Source organism: Ursidibacter maritimus (assembly GCF_009761395.1).
GTDB lineage: Bacteria > Pseudomonadota > Gammaproteobacteria > Enterobacterales > Pasteurellaceae > Ursidibacter > Ursidibacter maritimus.
Genome location: NZ_LEKN01000035.1, coordinates 24,676 through 41,719 on the forward strand (window position 1 = coordinate 24,676; position 17,044 = coordinate 41,719).

General features: G+C 37.7%; 16 protein-coding genes and 1 tRNA gene. 14 read left to right on the forward strand and 3 right to left on the reverse strand.

Annotated features, from left to right (window positions below; genetic code table 11):
* The first annotated feature begins 176 nt into the window (after positions 1-176).
* The 9 genes from rng to A1D26_RS07415 all read left to right on the forward strand — a co-directional run bounded on the left by rng (position 177) and on the right by A1D26_RS07415 (position 8,375).
* Positions 177-1,652, forward strand: a complete 1,476-nt coding sequence (gene rng / locus A1D26_RS07375) for a ribonuclease G (protein WP_157403410.1) — start codon at positions 177-179, stop codon at positions 1,650-1,652.
* A gap of 219 nt (positions 1,653-1,871) precedes the next feature.
* On the forward strand, positions 1,872-2,876 hold the full coding sequence (locus A1D26_RS07380; protein ID WP_394370205.1) for an extracellular solute-binding protein: 1,005 nt from the start codon (positions 1,872-1,874) through the stop codon (positions 2,874-2,876).
* A gap of 210 nt (positions 2,877-3,086) precedes the next feature.
* Complete coding sequence (gene lptC, locus A1D26_RS07385) at positions 3,087-3,692, forward strand: LPS export ABC transporter periplasmic protein LptC (RefSeq protein ID WP_157403412.1); 606 nt, start codon at positions 3,087-3,089, stop codon at positions 3,690-3,692.
* Between the two features lie 9 nt (positions 3,693-3,701).
* Positions 3,702-4,220: a lipopolysaccharide transport periplasmic protein LptA gene (gene lptA / locus A1D26_RS07390; protein ID WP_157403413.1), complete on the forward strand. Its 519-nt coding sequence runs from the start codon at positions 3,702-3,704 to the stop codon at positions 4,218-4,220.
* A 9-nt stretch (positions 4,221-4,229) separates the two neighbouring features.
* Positions 4,230-4,955, forward strand: a complete 726-nt coding sequence (gene lptB, locus A1D26_RS07395) for an LPS export ABC transporter ATP-binding protein (protein WP_157403414.1) — start codon at positions 4,230-4,232, stop codon at positions 4,953-4,955.
* 62 nt (positions 4,956-5,017) lie between these two features.
* Positions 5,018-5,560: a PTS sugar transporter subunit IIA gene (locus tag A1D26_RS07400; protein WP_157403415.1), complete on the forward strand. Its 543-nt coding sequence runs from the start codon at positions 5,018-5,020 to the stop codon at positions 5,558-5,560.
* On the forward strand, positions 5,560-6,420 hold the full coding sequence (gene rapZ / locus A1D26_RS07405; protein ID WP_157403416.1) for an RNase adapter RapZ: 861 nt from the start codon (positions 5,560-5,562) through the stop codon (positions 6,418-6,420). Before A1D26_RS07400 ends, rapZ begins: the two co-directional genes overlap by 1 nt.
* A gap of 1 nt (position 6,421) precedes the next feature.
* Positions 6,422-7,606, forward strand: coding sequence for an FAD-dependent monooxygenase (locus A1D26_RS07410; RefSeq protein ID WP_157403417.1), 1,185 nt, complete (start codon positions 6,422-6,424; stop codon positions 7,604-7,606).
* A gap of 136 nt (positions 7,607-7,742) precedes the next feature.
* Positions 7,743-8,375, forward strand: coding sequence for a lipoprotein HlpB (locus A1D26_RS07415; protein ID WP_157403418.1), 633 nt, complete (start codon positions 7,743-7,745; stop codon positions 8,373-8,375).
* Between the two features lie 49 nt (positions 8,376-8,424).
* On the opposite strand, the gene menC is transcribed toward A1D26_RS07415, so the two are convergent.
* Positions 8,425-9,396 carry an o-succinylbenzoate synthase gene (gene menC / locus A1D26_RS07420; RefSeq protein WP_157403419.1) on the reverse strand — a complete coding sequence of 324 codons (972 nt, stop codon included), beginning with the start codon at positions 9,394-9,396 and terminating at the stop codon, positions 8,425-8,427.
* A gap of 227 nt (positions 9,397-9,623) precedes the next feature.
* Between menC and A1D26_RS07425 the strand changes: the two genes are divergently transcribed.
* The 5 genes from A1D26_RS07425 to tsaB all read left to right on the forward strand — a co-directional run bounded on the left by A1D26_RS07425 (position 9,624) and on the right by tsaB (position 16,293).
* Positions 9,624-10,841, forward strand: a complete 1,218-nt coding sequence (locus A1D26_RS07425; RefSeq protein ID WP_157403420.1) for an aromatic amino acid transport family protein — start codon at positions 9,624-9,626, stop codon at positions 10,839-10,841.
* A gap of 153 nt (positions 10,842-10,994) precedes the next feature.
* Positions 10,995-11,477 carry a leucine-responsive transcriptional regulator Lrp gene (gene lrp, locus A1D26_RS07430; protein ID WP_157403421.1) on the forward strand — a complete coding sequence of 161 codons (483 nt, stop codon included), beginning with the start codon at positions 10,995-10,997 and terminating at the stop codon, positions 11,475-11,477.
* 12 nt (positions 11,478-11,489) lie between these two features.
* Complete coding sequence (locus A1D26_RS07435; protein WP_408647468.1) at positions 11,490-14,306, forward strand: DNA translocase FtsK; 2,817 nt, start codon at positions 11,490-11,492, stop codon at positions 14,304-14,306.
* 181 nt (positions 14,307-14,487) lie between these two features.
* A complete protein-coding gene (aroG, locus tag A1D26_RS07440; RefSeq protein WP_157403423.1) occupies positions 14,488-15,558 on the forward strand; it encodes a 3-deoxy-7-phosphoheptulonate synthase AroG in 1,071 nt (356 codons plus the stop codon).
* 42 nt (positions 15,559-15,600) lie between these two features.
* Complete coding sequence (tsaB, locus tag A1D26_RS07445; RefSeq protein ID WP_157403500.1) at positions 15,601-16,293, forward strand: tRNA (adenosine(37)-N6)-threonylcarbamoyltransferase complex dimerization subunit type 1 TsaB; 693 nt, start codon at positions 15,601-15,603, stop codon at positions 16,291-16,293.
* Positions 16,294-16,551: 258 nt separating this feature from the next.
* Here tsaB and A1D26_RS07450 read toward each other — a convergent pair.
* Together A1D26_RS07450 and secG are read right to left on the reverse strand one after the other, a co-directional pair.
* Positions 16,552-16,637: transfer RNA gene (locus tag A1D26_RS07450), tRNA-Leu, on the reverse strand.
* 9 nt (positions 16,638-16,646) lie between these two features.
* On the reverse strand, positions 16,647-16,973 hold the full coding sequence (gene secG, locus A1D26_RS07455; RefSeq protein ID WP_157403424.1) for a preprotein translocase subunit SecG: 327 nt from the start codon (positions 16,971-16,973) through the stop codon (positions 16,647-16,649).
* Positions 16,974-17,044: the final 71 nt, after the last annotated feature.

The window sequence follows — 17,044 nt, forward strand, 5'->3', positions numbered from 1 at the left end:
AGGACTTATTCTAGCAAGAATTAATACATAGAAGTTAAATTTGAGCGATTTTCTTAGAAATTTGTAAAAATGCAGCCAGAAATCACCGCTTTATTTGATCTTGTTTTTTGTTTTCTTATCTTGTCGGTGTTAAACTTCATTAAGTTTGGTTTAACTAACTCAATGAGAAAAGTACGATGAGTAGTGCAGAATTATTAGTTAATGTAACTCCAAGTGAAACAAGGGTTGCATTGGTTGAAAATGGTGTTTTAAAAGAAGTACATATAGAACGAGAAGCAAAGCGGGGGATTGTGGGTAATATTTATAAAGGGAAAATTACTCGGGTATTACCAGGAATGCAATCTGCTTTTGTGGATATCGGTTTAGAAAAAGCCGCGTTTTTGCACGCATCTGATATTGTTTCACACACTGAATGTGTCGATGAAAACGAAAAGAAACAATTTGTGGTGAAAAACATCAGTGAGTTAGTGCGAGAAGGGCAAGATATTATTGTTCAAGTGGTTAAAGATCCACTCGGTACAAAAGGGGCTAGACTCACTACGGATATTACACTGCCTTCACGTTATCTCGTGTTTATGCCTGAAAATAGCCACGTTGGTGTATCGCAACGAATCGAAAGTGAAGCTGAGAGAGAGCGTTTAAAAGCATTGGTTGAGCCTTATTGTGATGAATTAGGTGGATTTATTGTTCGTACCGCCGCGGAAGAAGTGAGCGAAGAAAGTTTGCAACAAGATGTCGCTTTTTTGAAACGATTATGGCGGAAAATATTAGAGAGAAAAGCAAAATATCAGACTAAATCAATGCTATATGGTGAGCTGGCTTTGGCTCAGCGAGTATTGCGAGATTTTGTGGGTACTCATATCAAATCAATTCAAATTGATTCCAAAATGACCTACGAGCAAGTTAAAGAGTTTCTGTCGGAATTTATGCCTGAATTAACCGATAACGTGAGTTTATATACGGGAACTCAACCTTTATTTGATGTGTATCGAGTTGAAGATAGTATTCAAAAGGCATTAGATAAGCGGGTAGATTTAAAATCGGGCGGTTATTTAATCATTGAACAGACAGAGGCAATGACCACGATTGATATCAACACTGGGGCATTTGTCGGGCATCGTAATTTAGCCCATACTATTTTTAATACTAATATCGAAGCGACTCAAGCAATCGCACATCAGTTACAACTTCGTAATTTAGGTGGCATCATCATTATTGATTTTATTGATATGCAAGATGAAGAGCATCGCCAGCGAGTGTTAGATTCTTTACAAGAAGCCTTAAAAGGCGACCGAGTGAAAACGAATGTCAATGGCTTTACGCAACTCGGTTTAGTTGAAATGACTCGAAAACGCACGAGAGAGAGCTTAGAGCGAGTATTATGCTGTGATTGTGCATCTTGTAAAGGACGTGGCACGATTAAAACGGTTGAAACTGTTTGCTATGAAATTTTACGTGAAGTTGTTCGAGTTCATCACCTTTATCGTTCAGAACGCTATGTCGTTTATGCTTCTCGTAATGTTGGCGAATATTTAATTAACGAAGAATCGCACGCCTTATTAGCAGAGTTGGAAGTCTTTTTAGGCAAGAAAGTCGAAATTAAAATTGAGCCTTACTATAACCAAGATCAGTTTGATGTGGTACTGATGTAAGCGGTGAGATCACTCTTCTTTTTGGCAAAATTGGGACTGTTAGCTTAAAAAATCATCAATTTGGCTATAAAAGGCTTGCAAAATGTAGGGGGGCATTTAGAATGCCCCGGTCTTTGATTTTTAAAGACTTGTAAAAATTTGGAGAAATCCAACCGCTTCTTTTACTCATTATTGGAGAAAACTTAAATGAAAAAATGGGCTGTGGCTTTAACATCTGGAATGGTTCTATTTGGTGCAAATGCAATGGCAAACCAAACAGTACATCTTTATACTTGGACTGAATACGTACCAGAAGGTTTATTAGATGAATTTACTAAACAAACAGGGATTAAAGTTGAAGTTTCAAGTCTTGAATCAAATGAAACAATGTATGCGAAATTAAAGATTCAAGGTAAAGATGGTGGTTACGATGTTATCGCACCAAGTAACTACTTTGTATCAAAAATGGCTCGTGAAGGAATGTTAAAAGAGTTAGATCACAGCCAATTACCTGTGATCAAAGAGCTTAACCCAGACTGGTTAGACAAACCTTACGATAAAGGTAATAAATATTCACTACCACAATTATTAGGTGCACCAGGTATTGCATTTAATACAAATGACTACAAAGGTGAAAATTTCACTGCGTGGGGTGATTTATGGAAACCTGAATTTAAAGATAAAGTACAATTATTAGATGATGCTCGTGAAGTATTTAATATTGCTTTATTAAAATTAGGTAAAAATCCAAATACGACAGATCCAGCGGAAATCAAAGCTGCTTATGAAGAGTTGTTAAAATTACGCCCAAATGTATTAGCGTTCAGCTCGGATAACCCTGCAAACTCATTTATTTCAGGTGAAGTCAGCGTAGGTCAATTATGGAATGGTTCTGTGCGTATTGCGAAAAAAGAACAAGCACCAGTTGATATGGTTTTCCCAAAAGAAGGTCCAGTGCTTTGGGTTGATACCTTAGCAATTCCTGCAAATGCGAAAAATCCAGAAGCAGCACATAAGCTAATCAACTATTTATTAAGTGCACCTGTTGCAGAAAAATTAACGTTAGCAATTGGTTACCCAACATCAAATGTAAAAGCGTTAGAAGTATTGCCAAAAGAGATCACAAGTGATCCATCAATCTATCCAACTGCAGAAGTATTACAAAAAAGCCAGTGGCAAGACGATGTTGGTGAAGCGATTGAGCTTTACGAAAAATATTACCAAGAGTTAAAAGCTGCGAAGTAATTTTTCATTTTCGTATCAGTAAGCCCCGTATTATCGGGGCTTTATTTTTTCCTATTGGAACTTTTATCAATTTTTCCTTTCTATGTTGCGGTTGGTAATATGGCAGATAAATTTGAAATATAGTTAAGCAGAAAGCCATACAACAATTATTTCAAAATTGAACTACTATAATGTATAATCGCACGCTATCTTTGCAGAAATTGAGAGAATATGAATATCCGTTTAAATCTACTTTTACTATTGATTGTCGCTATTTTAGGTGGTTGGTATTTTAGCCAACAAGAGAGCAATAATGCTGATTTAGCACAATTGGTTAAGCGTGAAGGTGCGCCGGAATATGTTGGAAATAAAATGGAAACTACCGTTTATGACTTAAATGGAAAACCGCAATATTTTGCTGAAGCTGAAGAAATTAAACGCTATGAAAGCACAGAACGGACGGAGTTCTTCAAACCATTACTTGATTTATTTGATGTTGAAACAGCACTTAAACAATGGAAAGTCACGGCTGACCATGCCGAAATAACCAAAGAGAGAATACTGAATTTAAAAGGCAATATAAAAATTGAGAGCTTAGATGCCACATCTCGTTTAACCTATATCGAAACAGATACGCTATCAGTTAATCTATCTACTTACGATATTTCTACCGAAAGTGTTGTAAAATCAAAAGGTATGGGATTTATCACAACTGGAACAGGCTTGGTCGGAAATTTAAAAAAACAGGTGGCAACCTTAAAGAAGGATGTCAAAACCTATATTGAGCCGACTGTCATCAAGAATAGCGAAGCGATAGATGCTTCCAAAAATCAATAAGGATAATGAATGAAATTTGTAAAAAAATCCCTATTTCTTACCGCTTTTTTAACGATGAGTATGTCTGCTTATGCGTTAAAAGGGGATACCGATCAGCCGATTAACATTGATTCGGGGAGTCAATCACTCGATATGGATAATAATGTCGTTGTCTTCACAGATAATGTATTGATTACACAAGGTTCAATCAAAATTACGGCTAATAAAGTGACAATTACTCGTCAAGAAGGTAAAAAAGAAAAGATTGATGCAAATGGCTCACCTGTTACTTTCCAACAAACTTTAGATAATGGTAAACCAGTTAATGGTAAAGCAAGCAGTGTGAATTACGATTTAGGGTCTGAATTTTTAACGCTTATTGGCAATGCGGAGCTAAAACAGCTAGATAGCTTTATTAAAGCGGAACGCATTACTTATGATGTGAAAAAACAACAACTTAAAGCCACTAGTGGTGGTAAATCTCGTGTCAAAACGGTGTTAATTCCAACACAGTTGCAAGAAAATAAACAAAATTCAAAGAAGAAATAGGTAAAGCTTATGCCAACGCTTTATGCAGAACATTTAGCAAAAAGCTATAAAAGTCGCCAAGTCGTCAAAGATGTTAGCTTGAATGTGAAAGCAGGTGAAATTGTCGGGTTACTTGGTCCGAATGGGGCAGGAAAGACAACTACATTTTATATGGTGGTTGGGTTAGTTCGCCACGATCAAGGTAAAATTCGTATTGATGATCTAGATATTAGCGTGCTACCAATGCACGATAGAGCAAAACAAGGAATTGGTTATTTGCCCCAAGAAGCTTCTATCTTTCGTCGTCTAAGTGTTTACGATAATTTGATGGCGGTATTGCAAGTTCGAAAAGATTTGAATGAACAGCAGCGTAAAGAGCGTGCAGATGAATTGATTGCTGAATTTCATATTGAACATATTCGTAATAGCCTAGGGCAATCTTTATCGGGTGGAGAACGCCGTCGTGTTGAAATTGCACGAGCATTAGCCGCAAATCCTAAATTTATTTTACTTGATGAACCTTTTGCAGGGGTTGATCCTATCTCTGTGATTGATATTAAAAAAATTATTGTTAATTTAAAAGAGAGAGGATTAGGCGTGTTAATTACAGACCATAATGTACGCGAAACATTAGATGTATGTGAGAGAGCTTACATTGTGGGGAGTGGTCAAATGATTGCAAGTGGTACACCAGAAGATGTACTCAATAACCCTGATGTAAAACGTGTTTATTTAGGCGAGCAATTCAAACTATAAGATGAGAAATAAGCGGTAAGATTTGCAAAAAATATGGTAAATCTTACCGCTTTCATTTAATTATGACAAAACTGACTGAATTTTTAACGCCTGAGCATATCCAGCAAGGTGTGTTTATCTCAAGTAAAAAGCGAGCGTTGGAGCTGGTGGGAAAAATTGTAGCAAGCTCCCTAAACAGCGATAACTCTGAACAGATTTGCCCAATAGAATGTTTTGCGAATCTGTTTAAACGAGAAAAGCTAGGCTCTACGGCTTTAAATAATGGGGTGGCTCTTCCGCACGCTAAATTACCCTCAAATGATATTATTCAATTAGAAAAACCGATTGCGGTTTTTTTACAGTTAGAAACACCGATTGACTATGATGCAGCGGATAATAAGGAAGTGGATCTTATTTATGCGATTTTATTTCCTGAGCAACATTGTGAGCAATACAAATCAAGTTTACCGCAAATTGCACAGCAATTATCAGATAAAAACCTAATTAAGCATCTTCGAAATGCGACTTCTGCAGACGATATTTGGCAAATTTTACACTATGCAGATCAGCATAATGCCGAACAGCATTTAGAAGAACAAGAACTCTCAGAAACTATGGAGGCATAATGGAATTGGTCATTATTAGTGGACGTTCGGGGGCTGGGAAGTCAGTCGCACTACGAGCACTAGAAGATGTGGGCTATTATTGCGTGGATAACATCCCATTACCTCTCGTACCAGAACTTGCTGCTTTTTTTGCGAAATCTGACCGCTCAACAGTGGTGAGCCTTGATGTTCGTAATTTACCTGAAAATCCACAAATTTTAGATGATGTACTCTCTCGTTTACCAAAGCATATCGAAACCAAAATTATTTTTTTAGATTGCGGTCGAAAAACTTTAATTCGCCGCTACAGCGATTCTCGCCGAGTACATCCACTCTCAAATGATAATTTATCACTTGAAAGTGCGATTGAATTAGAAAATACCCTATTAGATCCGTTATTCCATCAAGCAAATCATATTATAGATACTACTTATCTTTCCGCACACGAACTAGCAGAAAAACTAAGGGAATTACTGCGAGGTAAGGCAGAAAAAGAAATGCAAATTGTAGTGGAATCTTTTGGTTTTAAATATGGTGTACCACCAGATGCCGATTATGTTTTTGACGTGCGTTTTTTACCTAATCCCCACTGGAATCCAGAACTTCGCCCTATGACAGGTTTAGAAAAGCCAGTGATTGATTTTTTAGAACGACAAACGGAAGTTCACAATTTTATCTATCATACTCGTAACTATTTAGAAATGTGGCTACCTGCATTGGAGCAAAATAACCGTAGCTATCTGACGATTGCCATTGGTTGCACAGGAGGAAAGCATCGTTCGGTATTTATTGCGGAACAACTTGCAAAATATTTTACAAGCCGAGATAAAAAAGTACAGGTTCGTCATCGCAGTTTAGAAAAACATCATAAGAAGGCGTAAAATGAAGAGTGCAGATATTGTAATTGTTGGTGGCGGTATGGTTGGATTGGCTTTAGCCAGTTTACTTGCAGACAGTAAATGTACCATTAAAATTATTGAAAAATCAGCACCGATTTTAACTAACAATGAGATTTCTAATCGAGTCAGTGCGATCAATTTTTCAAGCCAACAAATGTTGATGCAGACAGGAGCGTGGCAAAAAATTCCTGCGGAACGGTTATCGCCTTATTCACAAATGTTTGTTTGGGAAAAGGATAGTTTTGCCCATATTCATTTTGATAATCAAGATCCGATCATTAAACAGCTTGGTTTAGAGCAATTAGGCTTTATTATTGAAAATCAGCAAATTCAATCAGCGTTATGGCAAATTGTTAGTCAGCAAAAAAACGTCGAAATCATTTTGTCTAACCCAAAAACACTTGGCGTAAGTGAGCAAGGTGCATTTTTAACCTTAGAAAATGGTGAAATGTTAGCTACAAAATTAGTGGTTGGGGCAGATGGGGCAAATTCTTGGGTTCGTAGGCAGACGAATATTCCGCTCGTAAGCCAAGATTATCAACATACCGCTTTAGTCGCTAATGTAAAAACGGCTGAACCGCATCAACAAACGGCACGCCAGATTTTTTCACCAGAGAGTATTTTGGCTTTTCTTCCTCTTAATGATCCGCATCATTGTTCTATTGTGTGGTCATTGCCCCCAGAGCAAGCTAAAACATTTTCAGACATTGATGAAACGGAATTTAATAAAGCTTTAACGATTGCGTTTGATAACCGATTGGGACTATGTGAATTGCAAACTGAGCGACATATCTACCCGCTTACTGCTCGCTATGCACGTAATTTTGCACAACCTCGTATTGCATTGGTAGGCGATGCCGCTCATACCATTCATCCATTAGCAGGACTTGGTGTGAATTTAGGTTTTGCTGATGTTATTACATTATCAGCTGAATTAAAACGACATCTTGAACAAGGTAATGACATTGGAGAATACCGACATTTGCGCCAATTTGAACGACTTCGTAAAGTAGAAGCTGTAAAGGTATTAACTGCAATGAAGGGACTAAAAGAGCTTTTTGCAGGAAACCATCCTGTTAAAAAGTTATTGCGAGGGGTTGGTGTTGCATTAAGCAATCAAAATAGTCATATAAAGAAACTGTTTATCCAACAAACTTTAGGTTTTTGATTGTTTTTTGTTCATATAAAAAATGAAATCTGATTTTAATGAACCAAAAAATATTTTACCTGTCTATTTGCGAGTACAATGCGATGCCATTTTATGATGGCATTTTTTTATTACCCTAATTTTAAGGATTTCCCTAATGAATAAATTTACTAAAATCAGTGCAGCAGCGTTATTTGCTCTTTTCTTAACCGCTTGTGATAAACCAGCAGAGAAAAAAGTGGAAACACCAGCAGCTAAACCAGAGACCACACAAACTGCTAAAGTAGAAGAGAAGAAAGCAGAAGAAGCTAAACCAGCAGCGGAAGCTCCAAAAGCGGAGCAAGCACCGGCAGCTGAAGCACCAAAAACAGACACAGCACCAACAGTGGATGCTCAAGGTGTCGAGGATTTCAAAAAATTAGCAGCTTGGAATGCAGAACAAGAGAAAGAAATGGCAACTCTTCAAGCGGGCCTTCAAGAAAAAATTGCAACACAAGATAAAGCACAAATTGAAAGCGCTTTCACTCAATTTACTGCAAAAGTGGGTAATGTAATTAAGAGCTTAGATGCAGTAGAAATTAAAAATGCAGAAGTGCAAAAATTAAAAGACAAATTAAAAGAGAGCTTATCTTTATCTAGCGAATTACTTTCAGTATCAATTAAAGCAATGGATGGGCAACCAACTCCAGAACTTCAAAATGAAATGAAGGGTAAAACAGAAAAACTTCTTCAAGTTGCTACTGAATTACAAACTATTCAGGCTGAATTACAACAAAAATTCGCAAAATAATTCAAAACTATTTCAAAAAGGTTAGTTGAAAAACTAACCTTTTTTATCACTAAATATCCCAAATAAATTCACTATCTAAAGTCGCTAAAGGTAAAGTTGAACCTTGCCAAGGGCGGAGTAGCTGGTATTGCATTAAATTAAGTGTGTCTAACCCTGGTAAGGTATTCGGCGTATATTGGTGAGCGAAACGAGCAAGCTGTGTTAGCCCTAAACTAGATTCAATACTTGAACTAATGACCGCAATAATACCTTGCTGATGAGCCTGCTGAATTAGGTTAATACATTTTTGAATTGAACCTGTTAAAGTTGGCTTAATAATAATAGCGGTAAGATTTGGCTCTTTTTTTACCAAGAAATTAGGTTCTCGCACGCTTTCGTCCCAAGCAATCGATAACTGATTTTCGAGTGCAAATTGACGAGAAAGCTCAGGTGTTCGGCAAGGTTCTTCAATAAACTGAATGCGATGCTTTCTATTTGTTGCAATTTTACTGGCGAATTGTACCGCTTTCTCTAAAGTCCACGAGCGATTAGCATCTAAACGGAGCTTTAAATCAGGAATTGCTTCTAAAAACATATCTGCAATTAACCCATCTCGGTTAGCTTCATATAATCCCACTTTAATTTTCGCAATTTTCTCGCCAGTTATTTGATTCAATTTGGCATAAAGCTCATCAGGATCGCCATAACATAGTGGAGCGGTTTGATAATTTCCTTTTTCACCTAATGTTTGCTCAATTTCAGCTAATGCACAACTGAGTCCGAAAGCAACGGAAGGACTATATTGATCTAGATGTTCGGATTGCCCGCTTTGCCAAATATCTAACCAGTGGCGAAGTTCTTTTTCTACATCTGCAAGACTTTCGTGGCTAAATTCAGGTAAGGGCGCTATTTCTCCCCAGCCAGAACGTCCATTATCCAACAGATGAACAATAAAGCCTTCACGCTGTTTTAAACGACGTTGGCGTAAGATAATGCCTGTTTCTACGGGTAATTGATATTGATAAAGTTTGGTTGAACGCATTATGGAGAGCTCAATATAAGAAATAATCGCTATATTATGCCATATTTTGATTGAATACTTGGTTTATTCAATGTTTGACTCGTATTTGCCCACTGATAACCTGCAAATTTACATCTTTTGTATTACTAATCTGTACAGTTTGTAATTTAATTTTTACAGTGAAAATATGTCGTTACAATTTTATTTTCTTTTGCTAGAATGCACCACCTTCTAAACTCGGAGACAATATGAAAAATAAAATTTTAGGTAGCGCCTTGATTATTGCAGGGACAACAATTGGGGCAGGAATGTTGGCAATGCCACTCACTTCTGCAGGTATGGGCTTTGGCATGACCGTTGTGCTGTTAGTTGGGTTATGGGGATTATTAACTTATACTGGCTTACTTTTTATGGAAGTTTACCAAACGGCAAAACAGCAAGATGTTGGTGTTGCTTCTTTAGCTGAGCAATATTTCGGAATGATTGGTCGTGTATTGGCGACAGTCAGTTTATTAGTCTTACTTTACGCATTATTGGCTGCTTATATTACCGGTGGCGGTTCGTTACTTTCAGGGGTATTACCGAGTTTTGGCGATGAGAGTAGTACTTTAAAAGTTGGTGTTTTGCTCTTTACCCTCATTCTTGGTACCTTTGTTGTTATTGGTATTAAGGGGGTAGATGGTTTAACCCGATTACTCTTTATCGGTAAGATTATTGCGTTTGTATTTGTCTTATTGATGATGTTACCAAAGTCAAAATTAGAGAATTTAACCGCAATTCCATTAGATAACTTATTAGTGATTTCAGCAGTACCGATTTTCTTCACGTCTTTTGGTTTCCATGTGATTATGGGAAGTATCAATAGCTATTTAGAAGCGGATATTCGTAAAATTCGTGTTGCGGTCATTATCGGGACATTAATTCCACTCACAGCTTATTTATTATGGCAATTAGCCACTCATGGTGTATTAAGTCAAAATGAATTTGTTAGTTTGCTAAACCAAGATCCAACTTTGAACGGTTTAGTGAAAGCAACAACACAGATTACAGGCAGTTCAATTTTAGGTGAAATGGTACGTTTATTCTCATCATTAGCACTCATCACCTCTTTTTTAGGTGTAGCAATGGGAATTTTTGAAGGCGTTGGTGATCTATTAAAACGCTTTAACTTACCGAATAATCGAGTGGTATTAACGCCATTAACATTTATTCCACCACTTGCATTTGCATTGTTCTATCCGAATGGTTTTATCGCAGCTTTAGGTTATGCTGGATTACTCTTTGCCTTCTACGGCTTATTGCTACCTATAGCATTAGCGTGGAAAGCAAGACAATTACATCCAAATCTACCATATCGTGTTGCGGGTGGTAATGTAGGATTGGTCATTGCTTTTGTTATGGGTATTATCATTATGGTTATTCCATTCTTAATTGAGAAAGGTATTTTACCTGCAGTCGCTGGCTAGTTTCCGATCAGTGAGATATCCGATCGTACAAAGCGGTCGGATTTTTTCATTTTTTTACAAATAATTTTAGACCTAATAAACATAACTCGGTAGAATGGTTCAAGCAGAATAAAAGGCGAAAAAAGTAGAATAAAACGCTAGAAAGGAGAAAAAATGGAAAATAAAAAACTGCCTAAAGCGCTTGATGCCATTGATTTAAAAATTCTTAATGAATTGCAACGTAATGGCAAAATTTCTAATATTGACTTATCTAAACGAGTAGGGCTTTCACCGACACCTTGTCTAGAACGTGTCAAGCGTTTGGAAAAACAAAATGTCATAATGGGCTACCGAGCTTTACTTAACCCTGAACTATTGGAAGCTCCGTTATTGGTTATTGTTGAAATTACTCTAGTTCGTGGGAAACCTGATGTATTTGAAGAATTCAATATTGCTGTACAGCAGCTTGATGAAATTCAGGAATGCCATTTGGTTTCTGGGGATTTTGACTACCTGCTCAAAACACGAGTAGCAGATATGGCTGCTTATCGTAAATTGTTAGGTACTACTTTGCTACGTTTACCAGGGGTAAACGATACTCGCACCTATGTGGTAATGGAAGAAGTGAAGCAAACGAATTATTTGTTATTAAAATAAGGACTTATTGTGATTCAGCGTTTAAAAGGGAAAGATAATATTGTTAAATTTGTGCTATTGCTAATAGCTGCGCTAGGTATTTATTTAATTATTGCCTGGGCAAGCTATAGTCCGCTTGATAATGCTTGGTCGGTGGCAAGTAGCGTAACAGATAATACCTTAAATAGAACGGGATTTTTAGGAGCTTGGTTTATTGATGTATTATTTGCAATGTTTGGCAAAGTTGCATTTATTATTCCTTTTGCTTTGTTTGGTGTGCCTAGTTACTTATTACTTGGACGTTTATTTTCTGGTATTGATTTACGTCATATTGGATTATGGACATTAAGTTTTCTCTGCTTTATGGTTGGAGTTGCCGGTATTGCTAATGTACTACTGTCAAATTCAGCTTATTACTTAGCGGGCGGTTTTATTGGCGGAATATTATTTTCTAGTATTGGCTCAACTCTCGGTCAATTTGGAGTATTACTCGTCGGCTTAATTTTAACGGTTCTAGGGTTCTATTTCTGTTCTGGGCAGGTATTACTTCAATTATTTAATCGTTTATATGATTGGATTACTGAAAATAAGCAATCGCAAAGTTCTCAATCCGAAGAATATACAGAATCACAAAATACAGCTGAAAATAACCATATTCAAGAAGAACTTGATACTGTTGGTTCTCCGCGTGTAGAAAACGAGCAGTTTACCGATGTGTCTGTGTTTACTCGCCCAACAATTAAGGGCTTAAAAACGGTTTCACCAGAACAATTTACAACAGAACCTGTGGTGGTAGATCAATCTTTGGTCGCTGATGAAATAACAGATGTTTCTTTATTTAAGCCTGAAGTGATACAAACAAATCTACCGAAAGTCACTGTACCACAGGCAACGGCACCAACTACTGAAAATGTTATCAATGAAGAGGTTTCATCATTCGAAGCAGAAGAAATGATTGATACTGACACTAATGCTTTTCCTAAGGTACGTTTGAATAGTGAAAATGCCTCTGCGATACCACAGATTGTTGCTGAATTAGCTGAGGAAGAAGTGGTTGATGATGAATCAGAGATATTTATAGAGCGTGCTTCTATACCAAAAATTTCAGTGCCATCATTCGAGGATGAAACAAGTGTTAAGCCTAAATTTATGCAACAAGATGCAAGTCCTGTCTTGCTAGATATGAATGACTCTAGCGAACCCGTAGATCATATGCCAAAGGTAGACATTTTACCGCCTACACAAGCGGTAAGTTCTGCGGAATCTGTTGCAAAAAATATAGAAAATCCGGCCGCTGCATCATCGTTAAGCTATCCGAAAGGTTATGGGGAATCGTTAGTTCACCCACTATTGCAACGCCAAAAAAGTGTAGAAAAACCAACTACACCATTACCAACCTTGGATCTTTTATCACAAGGAAAAGTAGAAACGCAGCAAATTACCGAACAAGAAATTCGTGAAACGTCGGCAAGAATTGAGCAAGAGTTAGCAAATTTTGGTGTAAAAGCGACCGTAGAAGATGTGCTTGTTGGGCCTGTAGTAACCCGTTATGAAATTTTGCCAGCCGCGGGTGTAAAGGCGACTAAAATCACAAATTTAGATAGTGATTTAGCGCGGTCGTTAATTTTCAAAGCGATTCGTATTACGGATGTTGTGCCAGGTAAACCTTATATGGGGATAGAAACCCCGAATCGCCATCGTGAAACCGTTTGGTTGAGAGATGTGCTAAATAGTGATGCGTTTCGTCATAGTAAAGCGACTTTACCGATGGCGTTAGGAAAAGATATCAGTGGCGAGCCTGTAGTTGTTGATATGGCGAAAATGCCTCATTTACTTGTCGCAGGACAAACGGGTGGTGGTAAATCCGTTGGCGTAAATACAATGATTTTGAGTTTATTATTTAAACTCACTCCTGAGCAAGTTCGTTTTATTATGATCGACCCTAAGGTTGTGGAGCTATCTATCTATAACGATATTCCACATTTACTTACTCCCGTCGTAACAGATATGAAGAAAGCTGAAAATGCATTACGTTGGGCGGTAGAAGAGATGGAACGCCGTTACTTGTTGGTAAGTAGTTTAAGTGTACGTAATATTGAAGGCTATAATGACAAAATCAAACAGGCGGAAGAAATGGGCTTGCCGATCCCAAATCCATTGTGGCGACCTGGCGATACAATGGATGCTCTACCACCACCATTAGAGAAAATGAGTTATATTGTTTTAATTGTGGATGAGTTTGCAGATCTAATGATGTCCGCAGGTAAGCAGGTGGAAGATCATATAATGCGAATTGCTCAAAAAGCCCGAGCGGTGGGAATTCATTTGATTTTAGCTACTCAACGTCCATCTACCGATGTAATTACAGGAGTAATTAAAGCGAATATTCCAAGCCGTATTGCCTTTACAGTAGCAAGCCAAATTGATTCTCGTACTATCTTAGATAAAGGTGGTGCAGAAAGTCTATTAGGGCGTGGTGATATGCTTTATTCAGGTGCTGGAAGTCCTGAAATTATTCGTGTTCACGGTGCATTTATGAGTGATGAAGATGTACAACGAGTGGCGGATAACTGGCGAGCCAGAGGTAAACCAAACTATATTGATAGTATTGTGGCATCTCAAGAAGATGACAATGAAGAGGGTGGTGTACGTAGTAGCGGTGAGTTAGATCCACGTTTTGACGAAGTCGCTCAATTTATGATTGATGGTGGAGCGACTTCCATTAGCGCTATTCAACGTCGTTTCTCGCTCGGTTTTAACCGAGCTGCTCGCATTATCGATCAGCTTGAGGAGCAAGGGATTTTATCTAGCCCTGATAATCGAGGTAAAAGAGAAGTTTTGGCTCGTTAAAATAGAGAATAGATATATAGCAAAGGATAAAAAATCTTTTGCATTATTGTACTACCTAGGTAGTGCAAAACGGTTTGACAATAATAAGGATTATTCTGATTTATTGCAATTTAGATGACGGGTAGCAAGTTGCTATTTGTTAAAAGGATTTATGTGATTAACTTATTTAAAGAGATGTTGTATGACTTATAGAAACGATGATGTCCGTATTAATAAAATTGAAGAATTATTACCGCCAGTTGCTTTATTAGAGCGCTTTCCTGCGAGTGATATTGCTGCTGATACGGTATCGAAAGCACGTTCTGCTATTCATAAAATTTTACATGGTAAAGATGATCGCTTATTGGTGGTAATTGGGCCTTGCTCTATTCACGATCCAAAAGCTGCATTAGAATATGCAGAAAAACTTCGTGAAATGCGTGCAAACCCGAAAATCAAGCAAAATTTAGAAGTGGTAATGCGTGTTTATTTTGAAAAACCGCGTACAACGGTAGGTTGGAAAGGGTTAATTAACGACCCTTACCTAAACGAAACCTTTGCTTTAAATGATGGGTTGCGTATTGCACGTAAAGTTTTATCGGATATTAATGATCTGACTGTGCCTGCAGCAGGTGAATTTTTAGATATGATTACTCCACAATATGTTGCAGATTTTATGAGTTGGGGAGCAATTGGAGCAAGAACAACTGAATCACAAGTCCATCGTGAATTAGCATCAGGGCTTTCTTGTGCTGTTGGCTTTAAAAATGGTACAAATGGAAGTGTAAAAATTGCCTTAGATGCTATTGGTGCAGCAGAGTCTCCACATCATTTCTTATCGGTGACTAAATTTGGACATTCTGCGATCGTTTCTACTCAAGGCAATCCAGACTGCCATATTATTTTACGTGGTGGAGATAATGGTACCAATTATGATGAGGAATCTGTTACAAAAGTGTGTGCGGATATTGAGAAATCAGGTCGTCGCCCACATGTGATGATCGACTTTAGCCACGCAAACAGCCAAAAACAGTTTAAACGTCAGTTAAATGTCGCAGATTCTGTTTGCGAGCAAATCGCAAGAGGTTCAAATTTTATTTCAGGTGTAATGATTGAGAGCCATTTAGTTGAAGGTCGTCAAGATTTAGTAAAAGGGAAAGAATTAACCTACGGACAAAGTATTACGGATGGCTGTATTTGCTGGGAAGATAGTGAAAAAGTATTATTCCAATTAGCAGAGGCAGTAGAACAGCGTCGTAAATTAAATGGATAAATAATTAAGTTGCCCTTCTACAAGGGCAGCCTTTTGAGCAATATAATGAAAACAATTTTAGCTTTAGATACAGCTACTGAAGCATGTTCAGTAGCTTTACTACATCAAGAAAATATTTCCACCTTAGATGAACTGAGCCCAAGAACTCACACACAACGTATTTTACCGATGATTGATGAGTTATTAAAACAAGCCAATCTCACTATAAAGCAAGTGGATTTACTTGCATTTGGACGTGGGCCTGGTAGTTTTACTGGTGTGCGTGTCGGTGTTGGTATTGCTCAAGGCTTAGCTTTGGGGGCGGAATTACCTGTTGTGGCCGTATCAAATTTACTAGCAATGGCGGAAAGTGCTTATCAACAATTAGGAAAAACCGAAGTGGTAGCTTTAATTGATGCTCGGATGAATGAAGTTTATTTTGCTCAGTTTGGTCGTAATGAAGATGGGTGGTTTGAAGTAGTATCTGAGCAAGTTTGCTCGCCAGAAAAAGCCATCGAACAAATTCAAGTAGATCGAAATCCCGTTGTAGTTGGAACAGGCTGGGCTGCCTATTCGCAATTTGCTGAGGCAAACTTACCGCTTGTTGTCACTGATATTACCTTACCATCCGCTCGTTATATGCTATCTCTTGCTGAGCAAGCTTATCAGCAAGGGAAAACGCAATCTGCAATTGAGATCGAACCAGTTTACCTTCGTAATGAAGTGACTTGGCAAAAACTCCCGAATAAGCGGTGAGATTTCATCAATTTTTGTCATATCCTCAATATTTCTTTCTATGCTGAGCTTAATAAAGTGTAGTCGTAAGATCATAGAAAATGCGTAAAAGCCTTTTGCCATAAGGCTTTTTTCTGTGTTACTATCAGTGTTACTAAAATTTGCGGTTGAGAACGAAAATATACGAGCGGTTAAGATAAGAAAAAAGCCTTGAAACATTGTGATTCAAGGCTTTATTTGATTTTTTCGACAAGTTACGAAACGTTGCGAAAGGTCAAATGGTGCTCTGGGCGAGACTCGAACTCGCACATCCTATGGACACTACCCCCTCAAGATAGCGTGTCTACCAATTCCACCACCAGAGCGTAAATTTATTACTGAGGAATATCACTATTTTCTTTCTTAGCTGGAACTTCTTGTTTCTGTTCCACTTGGCTTAAGTCACCAAACTGACTGGTCGGTGCTTTACTGTGGCTATTTAAGTTGCCGATGACTAAACTAAGACTAAAGAAGATAACTGCTAATAAAGCGGTTGTTCTTGATAGAAAATTTGCAGAACCTGCTGAACCAAACACTGTTCCAGCTGCACCAGCACCAAAAGAAGCACCAGCATCTGCACCTTTACCTTGTTGAATTAAAATAAATCCAACAATCAATAAAGCAACAACAAGATAAGCAATTGTAAGTAAATTAATTAACATTGTTTTCTCTTAAATTCGTTCAAAATAAAATTCCGCACATGCGGAATTAGTTTCGATGAGCGGAATGATAT

Coding starts and splice junctions, on each gene's coding strand:
- A1D26_RS07415 (WP_157403418.1), top strand. CDS start 7,743: ATGAATAAATTTACTAAAATCAGTGCAGCAGCGTTATTTGCTCTTTTC.
- rng (WP_157403410.1), top strand. CDS start 177: ATGAGTAGTGCAGAATTATTAGTTAATGTAACTCCAAGTGAAACAAGG.
- A1D26_RS07380 (WP_394370205.1), top strand. CDS start 1,872: ATGGTTCTATTTGGTGCAAATGCAATGGCAAACCAAACAGTACATCTT.
- lptA (WP_157403413.1), top strand. CDS start 3,702: ATGAAATTTGTAAAAAAATCCCTATTTCTTACCGCTTTTTTAACGATG.
- A1D26_RS07410 (WP_157403417.1), top strand. CDS start 6,422: ATGAAGAGTGCAGATATTGTAATTGTTGGTGGCGGTATGGTTGGATTG.
- secG (WP_157403424.1), bottom strand. CDS start 16,973: ATGTTAATTAATTTACTTACAATTGCTTATCTTGTTGTTGCTTTATTG.
- A1D26_RS07400 (WP_157403415.1), top strand. CDS start 5,018: ATGACAAAACTGACTGAATTTTTAACGCCTGAGCATATCCAGCAAGGT.
- lptC (WP_157403412.1), top strand. CDS start 3,087: ATGAATATCCGTTTAAATCTACTTTTACTATTGATTGTCGCTATTTTA.
- menC (WP_157403419.1), bottom strand. CDS start 9,396: ATGCGTTCAACCAAACTTTATCAATATCAATTACCCGTAGAAACAGGC.
- A1D26_RS07425 (WP_157403420.1), top strand. CDS start 9,624: ATGAAAAATAAAATTTTAGGTAGCGCCTTGATTATTGCAGGGACAACA.
- lptB (WP_157403414.1), top strand. CDS start 4,230: ATGCCAACGCTTTATGCAGAACATTTAGCAAAAAGCTATAAAAGTCGC.
- lrp (WP_157403421.1), top strand. CDS start 10,995: ATGGAAAATAAAAAACTGCCTAAAGCGCTTGATGCCATTGATTTAAAA.
- rapZ (WP_157403416.1), top strand. CDS start 5,560: ATGGAATTGGTCATTATTAGTGGACGTTCGGGGGCTGGGAAGTCAGTC.
- aroG (WP_157403423.1), top strand. CDS start 14,488: ATGACTTATAGAAACGATGATGTCCGTATTAATAAAATTGAAGAATTA.